The organism is Aliiglaciecola sp. CAU 1673, from assembly GCF_029223185.1.
Taxonomy (GTDB): Bacteria; Pseudomonadota; Gammaproteobacteria; order Enterobacterales; family Alteromonadaceae; genus Bowmanella.
On record NZ_JARHUG010000018.1, the window covers coordinates 17,570 to 35,900 of the forward strand.

The 18,331-nt window shown below is 49.5% G+C and carries 14 protein-coding genes; 13 read left to right on the forward strand and 1 reads right to left on the reverse strand.

Annotated features, from left to right (window positions below; translation table 11 throughout):
* Nucleotides 1-42: 42 nt before the first annotated feature.
* From P2G88_RS16170 to P2G88_RS16230, 13 genes are all read left to right on the forward strand, one after another.
* Entirely contained in the window at nt 43-1,302 is a 1,260-nt protein-coding gene (locus tag P2G88_RS16170; RefSeq protein ID WP_275797825.1) for a hypothetical protein, read from the forward strand.
* Complete coding sequence (locus tag P2G88_RS16175) at nt 1,299-2,396, forward strand: glycosyltransferase (RefSeq protein ID WP_275797827.1); 1,098 nt, start codon at nt 1,299-1,301, stop codon at nt 2,394-2,396. Before P2G88_RS16170 ends, P2G88_RS16175 begins: the two co-directional genes overlap by 4 nt.
* Nucleotides 2,374-3,732 (forward strand): O-antigen polysaccharide polymerase Wzy, encoded by a 1,359-nt coding sequence (gene wzy, locus P2G88_RS16180; RefSeq protein ID WP_275797829.1) that lies wholly within the window; start codon nt 2,374-2,376, stop codon nt 3,730-3,732. The genes P2G88_RS16175 and wzy overlap by 23 nt, the downstream gene beginning before the upstream one ends.
* A gap of 2 nt (nt 3,733-3,734) precedes the next feature.
* Entirely contained in the window at nt 3,735-4,895 is a 1,161-nt protein-coding gene (locus P2G88_RS16185; protein ID WP_275797831.1) for a glycosyltransferase, read from the forward strand.
* Nucleotides 4,888-6,075 (forward strand): glycosyltransferase family 4 protein, encoded by a 1,188-nt coding sequence (locus P2G88_RS16190; protein WP_275797832.1) that lies wholly within the window; start codon nt 4,888-4,890, stop codon nt 6,073-6,075. Before P2G88_RS16185 ends, P2G88_RS16190 begins: the two co-directional genes overlap by 8 nt.
* Before the next feature lie 10 nt (nt 6,076-6,085).
* Entirely contained in the window at nt 6,086-6,823 is a 738-nt protein-coding gene (locus P2G88_RS16195) for an acetyltransferase (protein ID WP_275797834.1), read from the forward strand.
* Between the two features lie 60 nt (nt 6,824-6,883).
* The gene (locus P2G88_RS16200) at nt 6,884-8,059 is read left to right on the forward strand and encodes a DegT/DnrJ/EryC1/StrS aminotransferase family protein (RefSeq protein WP_275797836.1); all 1,176 of its coding nucleotides are present in this window, start codon (nt 6,884-6,886) and stop codon (nt 8,057-8,059) included.
* On the forward strand, nt 8,056-9,987 hold the full coding sequence (locus tag P2G88_RS16205; protein ID WP_275797838.1) for a nucleoside-diphosphate sugar epimerase/dehydratase: 1,932 nt from the start codon (nt 8,056-8,058) through the stop codon (nt 9,985-9,987). The genes P2G88_RS16200 and P2G88_RS16205 overlap by 4 nt, the downstream gene beginning before the upstream one ends.
* A gap of 31 nt (nt 9,988-10,018) precedes the next feature.
* Nucleotides 10,019-11,194 (forward strand): hypothetical protein, encoded by a 1,176-nt coding sequence (locus tag P2G88_RS16210; RefSeq protein WP_275797840.1) that lies wholly within the window; start codon nt 10,019-10,021, stop codon nt 11,192-11,194.
* A complete protein-coding gene (locus P2G88_RS16215) occupies nt 11,176-11,697 on the forward strand; it encodes a polysaccharide biosynthesis/export family protein (protein ID WP_275797843.1) in 522 nt (173 codons plus the stop codon). Before P2G88_RS16210 ends, P2G88_RS16215 begins: the two co-directional genes overlap by 19 nt.
* A gap of 2 nt (nt 11,698-11,699) precedes the next feature.
* Nucleotides 11,700-13,742: a polysaccharide biosynthesis tyrosine autokinase gene (locus tag P2G88_RS16220; protein ID WP_275797845.1), complete on the forward strand. Its 2,043-nt coding sequence runs from the start codon at nt 11,700-11,702 to the stop codon at nt 13,740-13,742.
* 86 nt (nt 13,743-13,828) lie between these two features.
* Nucleotides 13,829-15,220, forward strand: coding sequence for a DEAD/DEAH box helicase (locus P2G88_RS16225; protein ID WP_275797847.1), 1,392 nt, complete (start codon nt 13,829-13,831; stop codon nt 15,218-15,220).
* A 185-nt stretch (nt 15,221-15,405) separates the two neighbouring features.
* Entirely contained in the window at nt 15,406-16,434 is a 1,029-nt protein-coding gene (locus P2G88_RS16230; RefSeq protein ID WP_275797849.1) for an IS110 family transposase, read from the forward strand.
* Between the two features lie 324 nt (nt 16,435-16,758).
* Here P2G88_RS16230 and P2G88_RS16235 read toward each other — a convergent pair whose 3' ends face one another.
* Nucleotides 16,759-18,237 (reverse strand): hypothetical protein, encoded by a 1,479-nt coding sequence (locus tag P2G88_RS16235; protein ID WP_275797851.1) that lies wholly within the window; start codon nt 18,235-18,237, stop codon nt 16,759-16,761.
* Nucleotides 18,238-18,331: the final 94 nt, after the last annotated feature.

Consider the following 18,331-nt stretch of genomic DNA (forward strand, 5'->3'; position numbering starts at 1 on the left):
TCGCGCATCATAGCCAGATAATAAAAATAAAATTCAGATAACGTGCGCCTCGCAAAAAACGCCGCTTTTAATCTTTGTGCCAATCTGGCGCTTGCCCTTAGCAACTGGTTGTTGCTGATTGTGGTCAGCAAATTCCATGGCGATCATGCCCTGGGAGAAGTAGTGCTGGCGCTCTCCATACTGTCGCCGCTTTTTTTATTTGCCAGCTTCAAACTGCGTACCTTGGTCATCTGCGATACCGACAACGAATATCCGGTTGAACAATATTTTCATGCCCGTTTTATCGCCAACAGCCTGATCCTGCTGTGCTTACCGTTGGTCAATCTGCTGCTGTCAGAGGGGATATCGTGGCAGGTAATGTTGATTATCGGCCTATATAAATGGTGCGACAGTTGGTTTGAGCTCAGCATTAGTTTGCGTCACCGTCAACAGGCCTTTGCCAGTGCCAGCAGTTGGCTACTGCTAAGAGCCACAGTAACCGGGATGGTGTTGGTGTTATCGGCTTTTCTCGGACTGCCACTGCTTGGGATGATGCTCCTTTGGTTGCTGGTAACCGCTTTATTTGCGCTAGCAGCCACTCTGAAAAGTCACAAAGTAGTGACCGAAGAACTAAAGCAATCCTTTTCGCTGCTGTCAGCCATCTTCAGTCGTCAACGTCTGTTTGGCGCGTTAGGGCTATATCGACGCTATCTGACATTAAGCCTGGCATTAATGTGTTCTTCGCTGTTTGTCTACCTGCCAAACCTGGTGATAGAACACCATTTGCAGATAGTGGATGCCGGCCGTTTCGCCGCCACCAGCTATTTTCTGGTGGCAGGCTCTTTACTCATCACCAGTTTATCTCAGGCCGCCCAACCCAAGCTCCGACAGCTTTATACCCAGCAGACCTTTAACAAATTCTGGTCGTTGGTGGCCAAACTCTGCATGGCAGGTCTTTTTCTGGGTTTAATGGGAGTTGCGTTGTCATGGCTACTGGGCGATTGGCTGCTATCCCTTTTCTACAGCCAGGCCATGGCAGCCATGCATAATGAATTTATCTGGATAATGGCGGCGGCCATGATCCGCTATGGCTATATCTTTATTGGTACCGGACTGAACGCCCTGAAAGCCTTTCATATCCAAACCTTTATTGCACTAGCCGGTACCGCAACGGTATTTATCGCTTGCCTGTTATGGGTGCCGCAGGCCGGTACCCTTGGTGCCGCAAAGGCCATGTTTACAGCGACCGCCTTGGAGTTCATGTTGTATCTGGCGTTTTTGTTTTTAAGGCGCAAACAACTGGGCTTGGGAGTAACGGCATGAAGCGTGTGATGCATGTTTTCGGCATTATGAACCGTGGCGGCGCCGAGCTTCGCACCTTAGCGCTGATGCCTGCTATGGAGAAACTGGGATATGAATTTCATTTTTGTGTACTGAGCGGGAAGACCGGGGTATTGGATGATGAAATCCGCAGACTTGGCGGACAGGTTCACTATTGTCCTCTTGGTGCAAGCTTACCCTGGCGTTTTATCAAACTGCTTAAAGCACAGCAAATCGATATATTACATTCCCACGTGGCGTTGGTGTCAGGCTTTTTAGTCTCATTGGCGCGATTGGCCGGAGTGAGACTGCGTATTGCCCATCTTCGCAGCACCCATGATGGCGGCCAGTCCACCTATTTACGTCGTCTGCGTGACCACTTCCTTCGCTGTTGCATGCGCTGTAACAGCCAACGTATTCTTGGGGTTTGTGCCGGCGCGTTAGCGCGATACTGGCCAAATTGGTCAGCCGATCCGCAATTCCGGCTGGTCTACAACGGCCTGGATATTCAGGATATCCCAAAGCAGAACAATTTCTGGCAAGCTTATGGCCTGACCGAGACTGACAGCCCGGTTGTGATCAATCTGGCAAGGATGGACAAGGTTAAAAACCACCTTCGCCAGGTGAGTATGTTTGCCGACTTTTGTACACACTTTCCACACGCCCGAATGGTCTTTGTAGGAAAAGAAAATCCAGAGACCAAAGCGGCTATGCTGACCCTGGCTAAAGCGCGTGGCATTGAGAGTCATTTGCTGTTTTTAGGTGAGCAAGGCAATCCCCTGCCCTTGTTGCGCCATGCTGATGCCATGCTTTTTCCCTCCAAATGGGAAGGACTACCGGGTGCGGTGCTGGAGGCGCTGAGTCTTGGCACGCCGGTGCTGGCAACCCGGTTACCCGGGACCGAGGAGATCGCCGCGCAAATTGATGGATTACAAGTTATGTCCCTGGAAGAATCCGACCAGCATTGGGCGGCGGCGCTAGCACAATTATTAGAACAACAGGCTGACAGAAAGGCCCTGGTAACACAATTTCGGCAAAGTGACTTTGTGATCAGCAAAAATATAGACACCCTGCATGCTATATATCTCGGACACTAAATTACTGACCAAAGCGCTGGGGATCTGGTTGATTCTGATGACCGGGATCATGATCCTGGCTGTTTACGGTGGTGCCTTTACCCTCACGCGCGCAGAAGTCGAAGTATTCACCAGCCTCTGCTGGCTGTTTATGTTAGTGCTTCTGGCACGTGCGTTACCGCGCGGGATATGGTCGATTTGCTTTATTTTCTTCGCTGCGTTCAGTGTGTTTCATGCCGGTCTGATCCTGACCGACAGTATCAATGCCATTACCGATGAAGATATTCTTTACCAGATCAGTTTCTGGTTTGATCGCCCGGAGACCCTATTGGCCATCCACCTGGTAAACCTGGGTATGCTTGGCTTCAGCCTCGGGGCACTGCTGTTTTCACGCCACGCCAAGGCGCCAAAAACCTCCACCTTGGACCCTGGTTTTAACCGCCGCGTGTTTCATCTAGGCGGCCTTATTCTCTGTCTGTCTCTTGTTGCCTTTTTCGGTGTCACTGGCGGAACAGGGGCTCTGGCCTCTTACGGCGCATATTTAAACCTCTTGAGCCAAGTGCCGTCCCTGGGGGTTTTCTACGCCTATCTGTATTTCTTTATCGGTTTGGGACTGGTGTTAGTGGCAGTAGCCTACCGGCGTGGCTTCAGCCTGATTTATTTTGCCTTGTTCGGTGTATACGCCCTGTTTGCCTTTAAATTGGGCTTGCGCGGAGAAGTGATGTTTCCCGCCACAGTAGCCGCTTGCATGCTGGGGCGACGTGGCAAAGTGATAAAGCTGCCATATCTGATAATGTTGGTAGTGGTCTTTTTAACCCTCACCGGCATCGTCAAAAATGCGCGGGTATCGGGGGATTACTCTCAGATTGACAGTTTTAACCCACTTAACGCGGTGGCCGAGATGGGCGCCAGTTTACGCCCCATCACGGCCGTTATCGGTTGGCACCGTGATGGCGACGCCCTGCTCTTAGGAGGCAGTTACTGGGCTCCTATTGAGCGTCAGTTGGCGTTGTTTGTACCAGGAATAAACCGTATCAGCGTCGACGAAGATCCCAGACTGCTCAATGTGGTGGTGCAGGAACGGGTCGGCCCTATTGGCTTTTCCCCGATTGCTGAGGCCTATGCCAACTTTGGTCGTTACGGTCCACCGATCATTATGTTTATTCTGGGCAGCCTGTTCGCCTTTTTGGACAATATGCAGCCTTCGATTCGCCGGGATCTGATGGTGGGCGTGATGCTAACGCCCTTGTTTATCATGATCCGCAACAGTTTTACCTATGTACCGGTGCAGATGGTGTTAGGCCTTATTCTTGGCCTTGCGGTGATCTATGCCGCCTCTGGCAGCAGGAGTAAATAGGCTTGCAAGTCATTGTCAGTTGTGAGTTTCGTTTTTATCAAACCCCGGATGGCCAGGTGTGGACACCCAATGCCTTCCACTATGGCTTTTGGGACCGCTACCTGCAGGTCTTTTCTCAAGTGAAGATTCTGGCCAGGGTATTGGCTGTTGAACAGGCACAATCCGATTGGCAAAAAGTCACCGGCGAGAGGGTAAGTCTTTTACCTATGCCCTACTACCTCGGGCTTGCTGGTTTAATTCGATCACTGCCCGCCATGTTTAAACAGCTACGCCGACACTTATCTGAGCCTGGTGCGGTGATCTTCAGGGTGCCCTCACAAACGGCCATGTTGGCCAGACTCGCCAGACCCAGCCGCGCCTATGCATTGGAGGTGGTGGGCGATCCTGCAGATGTATTTGCCGCTGGCATCACCCATCCGCTGATTGGCGCCCTGCTCGGCCCTTTTAGTGCCTGGCAGTTACGTAAGATGGTCAAAAGTGCCAAGGCCGTAAGCTATGTTACCCGTGACTATTTGCAGAAACGTTATCCTGCTGCCCCAGCGGCCAAACAGGTAGCCTGCTCCAGCATTGAGTTGGACAAAAGCTGGTTGGCTGCGTCGCCAAGACAATACAATGCGCCGGCAAAACGGCTGCTGTTTATCGGCTCATTCAGCCAGCTATACAAAGGCCAGGATACCTTGATTGAGGCGATGGCCAAGTTAAAAGAACAGGGCTTGTCTCTGCACCTGACCATGATTGGAGGCGGCAAACTGGCGGATGAGATGAAAGCCCTGACTGCTCGCCTGAATCTGCAGCACGAAATACATTTTGCTGGTGAAATGGCCCATGGCGATATTCTTAAGCACCTGAATGACGCAGAGCTATTTATTATGCCATCACGCACAGAAGGCTTGCCTAGGGCCTTACTTGAGGCCATGGCCACAGGCTTACCCGCCATTGGTACTAAGGTAGGTGGCATTCCAGAGTTGCTCAATGAGCCCTATCTGGTCAATGCCGAAGATGCCGAGGCGCTTAGCGCCGCAATCGCCAGGCTAAGCCAGGATCCACAGGCGTTGTGCCAAGCGTCGGCCCACAACATCGCCACCGCAAAAGATTATGAAAGGGAGCGCCTGGCGGCGATTCGCCGGGCTTTTTATCAATTTATAGAGCGGGTCAATGAGTAAAATAAAAGTACTTCATTTAGTAAAAACTGCAGTTGGAGCAAAATGGGCTTTTAACCAAACTCGAGAGTTGGTTAAGCTGGGAGTTGAAGTTCATATTGCACTTCCATTTGACCGTGTGGTTCATAAATATCAAGAAAACGGAGTAATAATCCACGAACTCATACCCGCCGTCTCACTATTACAGCCTTTTATAACTTTTCAGCGAGCAAGGCGATTAAGGCGCTTAGTAGAGCAAATTAAACCTGACATTATTCACAGCCATTTTGTAACGAGTACGCTTCTCATGCGCTTGGCTCTTTCAAGTTATAAAATCCCAAGGATTTTCCATGTGCCGGGGCCCCTGCATTTGGAACATCCTGTTTTTCGTAAACTTGAGTTAGCTAGTGCGGGCAATCAAGATTACTGGCTTGCATCATGCAAATGGACAAGAGAGTGTTATTTAGATAATGGTATAGATTCGAATAAAGTTGGACTCGCCTATTATGGGGTTACACCATATGAATTCATCTCACCTGAAGATTCAAAAACCAGCTTGAAAGAGCAATTATCTATGCAACGAAGCGATCTCTTGATTGGAATGGTTGCATACTTCTATAGTCCCAAAAGGTATCTAGGACAAAAAAGAGGGCTAAAAGGTCATGAAGATTTAATAGATGCACTTATATTAATAAGAGAAAAAATTCCAAACACTCGCTGTGTCTTTGTTGGTGGTCCATGGGATAAAGCCGATGACTATTTTGATAAGGTCAAAGAATATGCTCGCGAAAAGGTTGGAGATGCGGCAGTTTTTCTCGGAACAAGGCAAGATGTGGGCTGGCTCTATCCACAATTCGATTTAGCTGTGCATCCATCACACTCCGAAAATGTTGGAGGGGCAGTCGAATCACTATTTGCAAAGGTACCAACGATTGCATCAAACGTAGGCGGATTCCCTGACTTGATTGTTGACGGAGAAACAGGCTACTTATGCAGCCCCAAAAACCCATCTTCAATTGCCAAACAAGTCATTCGAGCTTGGAATGAACCTGCTCAGCGCAAAAAACAAGCAGAAGCTGGATTTAGACGAGTTAACGAGCTAATGAACGTTGAGAACAATGCTCGAGATGTATTAGAATTTTATAAAAAAATATTACGTGAAAATATTAAAATAAAGCAAACCTCCTCAAATAAGGAAATGTAATATAAGACTTTTGAAAAGTGGAACAAGAATAACTGGAAATATCACGAGGAAAAAATATCATTTTTCACCAGAACCTCAAACTAAAGAGGTCAAATATGATGGCGTTATGGAAAGTAAAAAACTTGTAATTATCGGCGCCGGAGGACATGGCAAAGTTGCCGCCGATTGCGCTGAGCAGCAAGGTGGCTTTAGTAGCATTATTTTTCTCGATCAGGGCGGTAGTGAGCATAAGGACTACCCCTGGCCGATATTAGATAAACCTGAAAACTTTGCCCGTTTTATAGACGGCAACAGCAGTTTTTTTGTGGCTATTGGGCACAATGCCAGCCGTGATCGCTGGACTCAGGCACTGATAGCAGGAAACGCGCCACTGGCGACCCTTATTCATCCTACGGCAGTAATCAGTGCACATAGCCAGATTGGCGCCGGTACCTTGGTTTGCGCACGCGCAGTAGTAAACCCATTTACCTCGATCGGGATTAGCTGTATTGTAAACACCAGTGCGATTATTGAACATGATTGCAAGGTCAATGACCTTGTACATGTCGCACCGGGTAGTTGTCTGGCTGGGAACGTCGAGGTAGGACGCGCCAGTTTCATTGGGATCGGCACGAGCATCGTGCCCGGGATTAAACTGGGCGCCAATGTGCAAATAGGCGCGGGGGCTGCCGTTACCAAGGATATCAAGGATAATTGCCTGGCTGTGGGTGTCCCCGCGAGGATCATCAAGTCATTGCCAAGCTGCTAAAACAAAAAGCAACGCCATCATCAATAAAAATAGACGTTTAGAACCATAAAGGATGCGTTAATGCTTAATGGGCCATTTTCTCCCTGGCCTTGTTATTCCGATGAGGAAAAACAGGCTGCTGTTGCCGTATTGGATTCCAATAAGGTGAATTATTGGACGGGCACCGAGTCACGCGAGTTTGAAAAAGAATTCGCCGCTTACTGCCAATCAAATTATGCCATCGCTGTTGCCAATGGCACCCTGGCATTGGATTTGGCGTGGTATGCCCTTTCGCTCCCCCCGGGCTCAGAAGTTATCGTTACTTCCCGGACATTCCTGGCCTCGGTCTCGTCGATTGTGCTGGCCGGCCTGGTGCCGGTATTTACCGATGTGGATCTGGACAGCCAAAATATCACGGCGCAAAGCATCGAAGCGGTGCTTAGCGATAAAACCCGCGCCATTTTATGTGTTCATCTTGCCGGTTGGCCTTGTGACATGAAGCCCATTATGGCGTTGGCCGAATCACATGGTCTTTACGTGGTGGAAGATTGCGCACAGGCCCATGGCGGTCAATATCATGGCAAGCCACTGGGCAGTTGGGGACATATCTCCGCCTGGTCATTCTGCCAGGATAAAATCATGACCACTGCCGGTGAAGGTGGCATGGTAACCACTGACAACAAAGACTTCTGGTCACGTATGTGGTCGTTTAAAGATCACGGCAAATCCTATGAAGCAGTTTATGAGCGCCAGCATCCACCGGGGTTTCGCTGGTTGCATGAATCTTTTGGTACCAATTGGCGCCTGACCGAAATTCAGGCCGCTATTGGCCGCATTCAATTGCAAAAAATGCCGCAGTGGCATGCCAGCCGTGCTGCCAATTCACACAAGCTTTTTGATGCAGCCCGTCAATGTCCGGGGCTGCGCGTGCCTGACATTCCGTCTGATGTGCAACATGCCTACTACAAGGCCTATGTGTTTGTCAGGCCGCAGATGCTTAAGCCAGGTTGGGACCGTGACCGGATCATGGCCGCCATTAATGAACGGGGCGTGCCCTGCTTCAGTGGCAGCTGTTCTGAGGTCTATCTGGAAAAAGCTTTCGACAATACACCGTTCAGGCCAAAAGAGCCGCTTAAAAATGCCAGGGAACTTGGCGATACCAGTTTGATGTTTTTGGTACACCCCACTCTCAAGGAGGAAGAGATTGAACTGAGCTGTCAGGTGCTGTCAGCCGTTATGCAAGAGGCGACGTCATGAGTATCAATCTGCTGTTAAACCGTCTTTTCGAATTACCCTCTGGTTATAAGAACGCGCTGGCGATGGTCTGGGATCTCTGTTGTCTGGTGCTGGCCTTTGTTGGCAGTTATTGGATTCGACTGGGTATTGATACCGAGACGCTGGGATTACACGAAGTCTACCTGGCCGTTTCGGTCGTGATCTTCCATATGTCTGCCCTGCTCTTTGCCGGTCATTATCAACATGTAATCAGGCATATCACCCTCAAGGCCATCTTAATTGCCCTGATGACCAATACCGCGGCATCCGTTTATCTGTTCGTGGCCAAATATCCTCTGGATGCCTTTGTACCTGTCAGCCTGCCGGTGATCTACTTTGTGTTTGCCTCGGTAGGCATGTTATTACCACGTGTCATTATCATGCTTACGGTTCAAGGCCAGAATTTCAAACTGCGTGAAAAGTGTCTGATTTTCGGTGCGGGTCAAACAGGCCGCGCCCTGGCAGCATCGCTGCTGCATGACTCCGAAATGCTGCCAGTGGCTTTTATTGACGATAAAAGCGCAAAACAGGGAAAAACCATTCTCGGCCTGGATGTCTATTCCAAAGATATGGTGCCGCAATTGGCTAAACGCTATGGCGTCACCAAGCTTCTGATGGCAGTTAACAACTGTTCTGCAACACGTCGTCGTGAGCTTATCCAGGAATTAGAACCCTACGCCATCGAGCTACTGTCAGTGCCGGACATGAATGACATTCTGTTTGGTAAGCGTCAGGTCCATGAACTTCGGGAAATCAAAATTGAAGAGTTGCTGGGCAGAGCACCCGTGCCACCCAAAGAAGAGCTGATGCAGCCCGACATCCATGGCAAAGTAGTATTAGTGACGGGTGCCGGTGGCTCCATCGGTAGCGAACTTTGCCGACAAATTGCCAAACAGGCACCATCCAAACTGGTGCTGTTGGAAATTGCCGAATACAACCTCTATTGCATTGAAGGCGAGCTCAAAGCCGCCTTCCCCGAATTGCCCCTTATTCCCCTGCTCGGCGATGTAAAGGATGCCCGCCAGGTAGCTCACCTGCTTAAGGCTCACAAAGTCGATACGGTTTACCACGCTGCGGCCTACAAACATGTGCCGTTGGTGGAAGGCAATATGCTCGCCGGCATTCACAATAACGTGCTGGGCACGGCGAATATGGTCAAACTGGCCAACCAATGTGGTGTGAAAAAATTTGTGTTGGTGTCAACGGATAAAGCCGTGCGTCCAACCAACGTGATGGGTGCCTCCAAGCGCCTGGCAGAGCTTTGTGTGCAGGCCATGGCCGATGCCGATGGCAGTACCGAGTGCGCGATTGTGCGTTTCGGCAATGTACTGGGCTCATCGGGCTCTGTGGTACCTCTGTTTACCCGTCAAATTAAGGCCGGCGGGCCCATTACCATCACCCATCCTGATGTGGTGCGGTATTTTATGACTATTCCGGAAGCGGCGCAGTTGGTGATCCAGGCCGGTGCCATGGGTAAAAATGGCGAGGTTTTTGTGCTGGATATGGGTGAGCCGGTGCGTATTCTGGATATGGCCCACAATATGGCGCACTTGATGGGGCACAGCATTCGCTCAGAAGACAATCCCGAAGGGGACTTGGAAATCCAGGTAACCGGTCTGCGCCCCGGCGAGAAACTCTATGAAGAGTTGCTGGTCAGCGGAACGTGCAGCGATACCCAACACCCGCTGATCATGAGTGAAAAGGAAAATCGCCTGCCATTAACGGAAACAGATAGATTGTTGGAACAACTGGAAAGCATTATTTATGACAATGACGATGTGGCAGCCAAGAACTTGCTGTTGGATGCGCCATTGGCATACCGAAGTGCTAACCAAGCACCACAAAAAAAAACTAAACATATTGATACTGAAGGAAAATTAACTTCGACCGATAACATGGTAATCGCCTGATTTGGCCGACGTTAACTGATAGTGGTTCTTGATGTTCAGACAAGCATGTTTTGCCTCTTTGGGGCTTCTTTCAACGCTCTCTTCTGCCCAAACCCATGAGGTGCTGAGCAAAGACAGTGATAAATTAGTGGTTACGGCCAGCGCCCTTACTACCGATAATGTTAACCCCACCCAGACTGACAAAGAAAAGGCGAACGGCCTGAGTCTCGACGCCAATGGCAAGCTGGTGATGGCTCGCGATGCGTTGTGGCTGCGCCTGGCCTATGCAGCGCATTATCAGCAATGGCAGTCGCTGGACCAGAATGTCTTGGCAGAAGACAGTCAGACAGCCTTAGAAACGTCCCTGCTGGCTCGTCTATATGTATCCGATGTCTGGATTGCAGAGGGTGAAGCCGGCTACGAGATGCAGGAACTACAGCCTGGCACAGGGCTTTCGAGGCTGAGAAAGAATATTGTCCAGGCTGACGAGCGCACGCAAAGCAATATACGTTTTGGGTTCAGCTATGGCCATGATCCGATAAATCGCCGCATCGGCTTTGGCGTTGAACGGCTGCAGCGCCGTTACGACGATGCCAATGTCTATGCCAGCGAATTTGAGCTGGACCAATCTACTGTCAGCACACAGCTGGCATTTAAACTCTCCGACATCACCTATTTGCTGGCGCAATTGGAATATCAGCAGGATGATTATCTGTCACCACTTCGTTTTGACAGTGACAAGGTTCGGGCCTTGCTGGGGATCCATTGGCAAATGACCGGAAAGACCAGCCTGAGGGCCTTGCTGGGCGGTTATCAGCGCAGCACTGATCAAGCCGAAGATACCAATGGCTCCTCTTGGGAACTGACCCTGCAATACGAGCCGGTCGACTACTGGAAAGTCAGCCTGCAAGCCGTGCAAGATTCCGTTGCCGGTGAAAGGGAAAACGCCACCAATACCGAAGTAAGCCGGATTCAGTTAAGTACCCAATACCAGCCCAGTGAACGCTGGTTGTTGGGATTAGACGCAGGGCTGATGCAAAACCGGTTTGAAGAGCCAGATGGTGAACAGCAATTAGATGAAGCCAATGGCAGCCTCTACCTGGGATGGTTACTCAAAGCACATAGCCAAATCAGATTGTCATTAGGTTATCAGTCGCTGGAATTTGCCGCCGAAGACCTGGACTATGACCAAAACACGGTGAGTCTGGCATGGCAGTATCGTTTCTGAAACGGGCGTTGATAGCCTTGCTGCTGCCAATGGTGTGCTATGTCCACGCCAATGAAGACCAATATCGTATCGATGCCGGTGACAGTATCGCCATTGTGGTGTTTAACGAGCCTGAATTATCGATCAAAGCCAAAATCGCACAATCGGGGCAAATCCGCTTCCCACTGCTGGGCGATATTAATGTTCTGGATAAAACTCCGGATGAATTGGCCCATGAAATTGAGGCAGCGCTGGTGGACGGTTACCTGGTCAATCCGGATGTGTCCGTCACTATCGAGGCCTACCGCCCTATCTTCGTTAAAGGCGCTGTGAAAAAGGCCGGCAGCCATCCCTTTGTGTTTGAGTTGAATGTTGAACAGGCCATCGCCATGGCCGGTGGATTGACCGATCGTGCGTCAAAGTCCGATTGGCACATCATTCGCAAGGGAGAAAAGATAAAAGCAAACAAATCGACCACCCTGATGCCGGGTGATGTCATCACTATTGGTGAGAGTCTTTTCTGAGCATGGCCACAGAGCTTAGCCCCGACAAACAGTTCAGTCCCGAAGCCATGACCAGTCCGGCTCAGGTGGTGCTGTTTTTTTGGCGCAAGAAGTGGCGCATTCTGTTTTTAGCGGCCCTGATGGCTGTGGGCGCGGGCTTCTATATCCTGCAACTTCCCAAAGTGTATACCGCCTCCAGCACCCTGTTGTTAGGGGGAGCCGACAAAGGCATGCCACTGCCCAATATCAATATCGGGCAAACCACCGGCGATACGGAGATGGACACCTACATAGAATTCATGCGCTCCCGCACCTTTGCCCAGGCAGTGATCGAGCATTTGAATTTGCAGGATGAAGCAGAATACGCCGATATTTCCTCTGAATCTGAGCTGATCAGCAAATTCCGCAGTAACCTTGCCGTAAGCCAGGTGAAAAATACCCATATGGTTAAGGTTACGTTCTCTTCCCGTTCACCTGAAACCGCACAGAGCGTCGCCGATGATATCGGTCCGACCTTCTTCGAATTCCATGCCAAGCTGGAACAGCAAAAAGTACAAAACCGTTCTGACAACCTAAATATTCAATTGATGGAAATTCAGCAGCGGCTGGCCAACTCGGAATTGACGGTGCAGGAATATGTCAGAAAGTACGATATCGTCGATTTAAAAGCGCAGTTGAGCCTGGCACAAAATGAAATCAACGAATTAGTTAAAGAGCAAATGCAGCATGAGCGCAAGCTCTCTGAATTACGTATTACCTATCATCAGGCCCTCGCCGCAAGAGACGATTTTAACGCTCTGCTCGGCCAATCCTGGTTAATGGAGAGCCCTTCGGTAGTAGAGGCTAGACGCCAATGGGTAATGCAAAAGGAAGCCATGGAGCGAGTAAAAGATCGCTACAAGCATAAACATCCCAAGTACATTCAGGCACAAACGGACTTAGCCTCTGCCGAGCAAGAACTCAAGAAACGGGTAGATGAGCATCTGGCAGCCCTGAAGCAAAGCATTGCTGCCAGCGAGCAACGTACCAAAGAGCTCAGGGTTGAGTTGGAAAAAAACAATGAGGCCTTTCGCGAGCTTGGCGACCATCAAACGGTGTTAACCCGTCTGCAGCAAGAGCTGGATGCCAACCATAAAATTCACGACCTGTTCCTGTCCAAGCTTCAGGAAATGGAAATGCTTAAGGATTTGGGCCAGACCAAAGAGTTCGCCGTCGTCGATCGCGCCACCTTACCTAAGTTTCCCAGCAAACCAAATGTCATTGGCTTGCTGTTTATGGCCTGTTCATTTTCGTTTGTCTTCAGCGGCGGATTCTGGTTTGTATTCTCATTGGTGGGGGATAAAACCGGCCGATTGATCCATGCAGCCAGGTTGATGGAAGTCACCGTTTTAGCCCTGTTGCCCAAAATTGGCCGCCAGTTTCTGCATCGCCGCGCCGCGCCGCTGCGTACCGGATTAGGTGATAAAAATTATCGCTACGCAGAAGGGATCCGCTCCCTGCGTACCACCATGCTCATTGGTCCTTTCGCAAGCAAACAACATATTATTGCGGTTACCGCCATTAAATCGGGTCAGGGCAAAGCCAGTGTGGTCAGTAACCTTGCGGATTCCTTAAGTAACGTAGAGCCCATTTTGTTGGCTGATCTGGACTTGCGTGCCCCTTCCCTGGCAAGGGCCTATAACCTGGATCTGCAAAAGCCGGGGATCACCGACTTTTTCGATGGCAAAGCCAAGCTAAGCGTATGCATGTACCATAAGAACAACGGCAGGTTGACCCTTCTGCCAAGCGGTAAAATCCCGGCGGATCCGCTGGCACTGATCTCCACTCAAAAATTTGCCGAATTTATTAAAAAACTGAATACCAAGTTTCCGCGCATGCTGGTCGAAGCACCGCCGGTAAACTCCGTGAGTGACGCCTTGATCCTGACCCGCTTAGTGGATGGCGTTATCGTGGTTTGTGATGTGGAAAATACCGAAGTGCAGGAACTGACCGATATTATCCAAAACCTGCGGGAAGCCAACACGCCACTGCTTGGTATTGTGTTTAACCGGGTAAAAGACAACTGATCCTGAGGCAAACTCAGTCTTTCCTTGGCCCATCTGCACCAGCACGCGTATAATCCCTGTAATATTTAACGTCCTGGACGCCACTTTTGCTTTTTTCCGACCTTCCCCTTGATCATCGTCTCCAACATGCCCTGCACAAAAAGGGCTTCGAGGAAGCCACCGAAATCCAAAGCAAAGCCATTCCCCATGGCCTGTTGGGTAAAGATCTTATCGTGTCTTCCAAGACCGGTTCAGGCAAAACGCTGGCCTATCTTATTCCGGCCATCAACAGGGTGATGAAGACCAAGGCACTGAGCAAACGCGATCCTCGCGTATTGATCCTGGCCCCTACCCGTGAGCTGGCCAAGCAGGTATTTTTACAGCTCAAAGTGCTGCTGGAAAAAGGCTATAGCGCGGCGCTTATTTTAGGTGGCGAAAACTTTAATGATCAGGTGAAAGCCCTGCGCCGCGATCCGCAGTTTATCGTTGGCACCGCTGGACGTATTGCCGACCACTTGACCGATAAGTCATTGTTTTTAAACGGTCTGGAAATGCTGATCCTGGATGAAGCGGATCGTATGCTCGACCTGGGCTTTGCCCCGCAATTAAACCAAATTCACAAAGCGGCCGATCACCGCAAACGCCAGACGCTGATGTTCTCCGCCACCCTGGATAATGTGGAGCTGAACCTGCTGACCAAAACCCTGTTGAAGGGCCCGCAGCGTATCAGCCTCGGCAGCGCCGGTGAGCAACATGAAGATATTGAACAGCGCTTTATCCTGGCTGACCATATCGAGCATAAAGAGGCCCTACTCAAAGCTTTGCTAAAGGTTGAGAAAACCAAGCAAGCCATTTTGTTTACCGCCACCCGCGAAGATACCGAACGTTTGGCTACCCTGCTCAAAGAATGGGGCTATGCGGCCGCTGCCTTAAGCGGCAACCTCAATCAGGGTCAGCGTAGCAATATTATGAATGAATTCTCGCGCGGCCATCATCAGGTGCTGGTCACCACCGATGTAGCCTCTCGCGGTCTGGACTTGCTGAAAGTCGCGCTGGTGGTCAATTTCGATATGCCCAAGCAGGCTGAGGAATATGTGCACCGTATCGGCCGTACCGGCCGCGCCGGCAACAAAGGCGAAGCGGTATCCCTGGTGGGCCCCAAAGACTGGCAAAGCTATCAGGCCGTCAAAGCCCTGCTGGAGCAGGAAATCGAATTTACCGCCATCGAAGGACTGGAAGCCAAATTCAAAGGCTTGAAAGTGAGAAAAGCCAAGGCCCAGGCCACCGCCGATTCGACCACCTCCGCGGATAGCGCCTGGAAAGACGCCAAGCCCAAGACAAAGCGTATCAACACCTTTGCCGGCGTGGATGTGGGCGATAAGGTACTGGCCAAACGCAAGCCTCGTAAAGTGATTGAAGAGCCACTGGAAGAGGATGATGAGGAAATCATGCACGAGCCGGTGCCGGAACAATTACCGCCTGATCAGCAAGGCTCATAACATCAGTTGAACAACATCAGTTGAACTAGGCACAACTCCATCGGACACCTCAAATCACAGAGCTTGACTTAACATGACCGTCAGCTCTGTGCCAATTGCGGACCTTCAGTAACGAATGATATGGACTCCCCCTTCTTCCGGGGTGTGCCACGCTTTAGCGGTGGCCAACTTAAGAGGAACCGTCCATGTCAGATTTAACTTATTTCTATGGCATTGATTTAGCCAAACAGGTGTTCAGTATCCACGGGGTCGATCCCCATGGCAAGGTGATTATCCATTCCACCATTAAGCGCGCCAAGGTGTTGTCTACCTTTGCCAATTTACCTGCCGGTATCGTTGGTATGGAGGCCTGCAGCGCCGCCCACTACTGGGCCAGGGAGTTAATTAAGCTTGGTCATGATGCCCGGATTATGGCGGCCAAGTATGTTGCCCCCTATTGCACCGGCGCCAAGAATGACGCTAATGATGCCAGGGCCATTTGCGAAGCGGTCAGTCGTCCCCATACCCGCTTTGTGAAAATCAAATCCCCAGAACGTCAGGCCATTATGATGACCCACCGTGCCCGTGAAAACTGGGTACATGAACGCACCGCCCTGATTAACCAAATCCGCGCCTTTCTGGCTGAGTTTGGCATTGTGGTTAAGCAAGGCCGCCATGCTATTCAGCGGGCCATTCCGGAAATACTGGAAGACGCCGACAATGGCCTGCCAGAGATTGCCCGGGAGCTGGTCGCTGAATGTTATGAACATCTAACAGTACTGAACCAGCGGATTGCCGATTTGGAGCAATGCTTCGACATCCTGGTTAAAGCCAGTCCCACAGCACAGAGGTTGATGACGATAAGTGGTGTCGGTCCGCAAACCGCGACCGCTATTCTTGCTGCCATCGGTAAGGGCGAGCAGTTTGATACCGGGCGTGACTTTGCCGCCTGGTTGGGCTTGGTTCCCAGGCAATATTCCACCGGCGGCAAGCCGAAACTGGGGCGTATCTCCAAGAAAGGTAATAAATACCTGCGAACACTCCTGGTTCACGGTGCCCGAGCGGTGATTGCCAATCTCAAGAAAAAGAACGATAAGCTCAGTCAGTGGGCCCAAGGCGTACTGCTAAGACGCGGCTTTAAACGGGCCATCGTGGCGCTGGCGGCCAAGCACGCCAGAATCATTTGGGCTTTGCTGAGAAACGACAGCGAATTTGAATATGAATACGCCGCCTAGCGGCGGCGTATGACGTTAGTAATTAAGAGTTACCCTACCGGGTCACTGCAATAGCAGCTGATGATGTTTGGTTAAGACCATTTGTGGGAAACCTGAGATTGCGGCTGGCATTAAATGCCTTCTAACGAATTAGGCCCACAACCGCGCAGATTCATCATGGCCAGGGCGATAAATGCCCATTAACAGGCCGAATGTAGAGCGGCAGTCCCAACCCAACATCAAGATAAAGTGTAGCTATTGTTTTGACAAACGGGGGAGTCCATGTAGCCCCAATCATGGGCAGGCCCGCGCAGCGGGGCTGTCCCATGCATTGACTTGTTAGCACTATATATCCAGTATTTCAGTTATTACCTCAATATCACTTTTATTGAGGATGAATATTTCAGAGTAACCATCAAGCATATCAGTAGTTACTTCAGGATCTCGTTTATCGTAAAGAAGCTCGATAACCTCCTGCTCTAATACAAAGCAATCTAATAAAGTGCCATCTACGACCTTTATTGTCTGAAATTCATAGGCTTCTTGCTTCAAACGTTTGTCTACTGTTTGAGTTGTAATTCCTATTTTGAAACGCTCTTTGTTATTTATGAAAATTCGCACGAAATAAAGCCAAGCGGGTTTGGCAGCTAATTCACTATCCCTCTGTAGAATAGTTATGTTATACCTTCCCGAATTCCTAATCCTATCACCCGCGTTTATTGCCTCTTCGAGTGATAGTCCTGATTGGATTCTTGACCTAAGCGCACCTACTGAAATACCTTTTCTGCCTGCCAAATCATTCAAAGATTTATATATTTCACCTGCATAAGTTATCGTTCTTGAGTTTTCTTTGATTTCGATTCCTAGTGCTTGCTCAATAGTAACATCGCCAGCTAAACGAGCTAAAAGCACAGCGGGAGTGAGCCCATATGCTTCAGCTACTGCCGCCTTACTTGGATAGTTAACTCCCTCAACTGTCAATGGCTTACTTTTTCCATCTAGTTTAACTGCATCCTCTGGTGTATAGCCATAGTCAACAATTCGCTGGCGAACTGTATACTGAGGCAAGCCATATGCATTGGCTAAAGCTTGATAGCTTGTATATACCTTTCCCTCAACGGTTAGACGTATTGGCTTTTTCTTCTTTTTCTCAATCTCTCGTTGCTTCTTTAGAGTTCCTTTTGGTATTTCATCTAACCCTATAGCCTGCCGAATTGTAGCGCCCCTTTTTAAAAGATCTCTAATCGTCGCTTCAGATGTATTATGTAATTTAGACAGTTCCTTTATGGTATTTTTCCTTCCGTCGACATCAAATTTTCTTGCTCTAGCCACTCTTCCGTCTTTTACCGGCTCGATCCCTAAAGCCTGCTCAACAGAGAAACCTTTTTCCAAATTCTTTCTATAAGTTACGTATTTTACGTTTAGCTTTCTACATGCATCTGCTGCGCTTTTATATCCAACTCCGCCTGCATAGAATTTATAATTAGCTTCCTTAACAGGCTCTACATAAGACTTTCTTTTCTTTAATGGTACAAGATCATCACCACGACAGCCCCTGGAATATCGCTTGTAAATTGTATTTAAAGTCATCCCGTACTCATCTGCGATACTTGGCAAGTTTTCGTAAACTTTGCCTTCCACAGTATGAGCCCCTAATCTTGTTGTTATTGTTTTTTCTTTAGGGTGAAACAAAGCCTTCTCTAAATTCCACCCCTTTTTCAATCGGGCTCTTAAAGTTGCTATGCCAACGGTTATTTTATCTATATTGTCTTCATAACATGATGACAGTGTCGAATAACCTTTTTCTTGGAAAACGTATTTCATATATGGTCGGATTCCTCCATGGTGCTAACAGCTTATTATATTGAATTCGCGATAATATCCGGCTGAGGTGACAAAAATTGGGGCTGCCAATTAT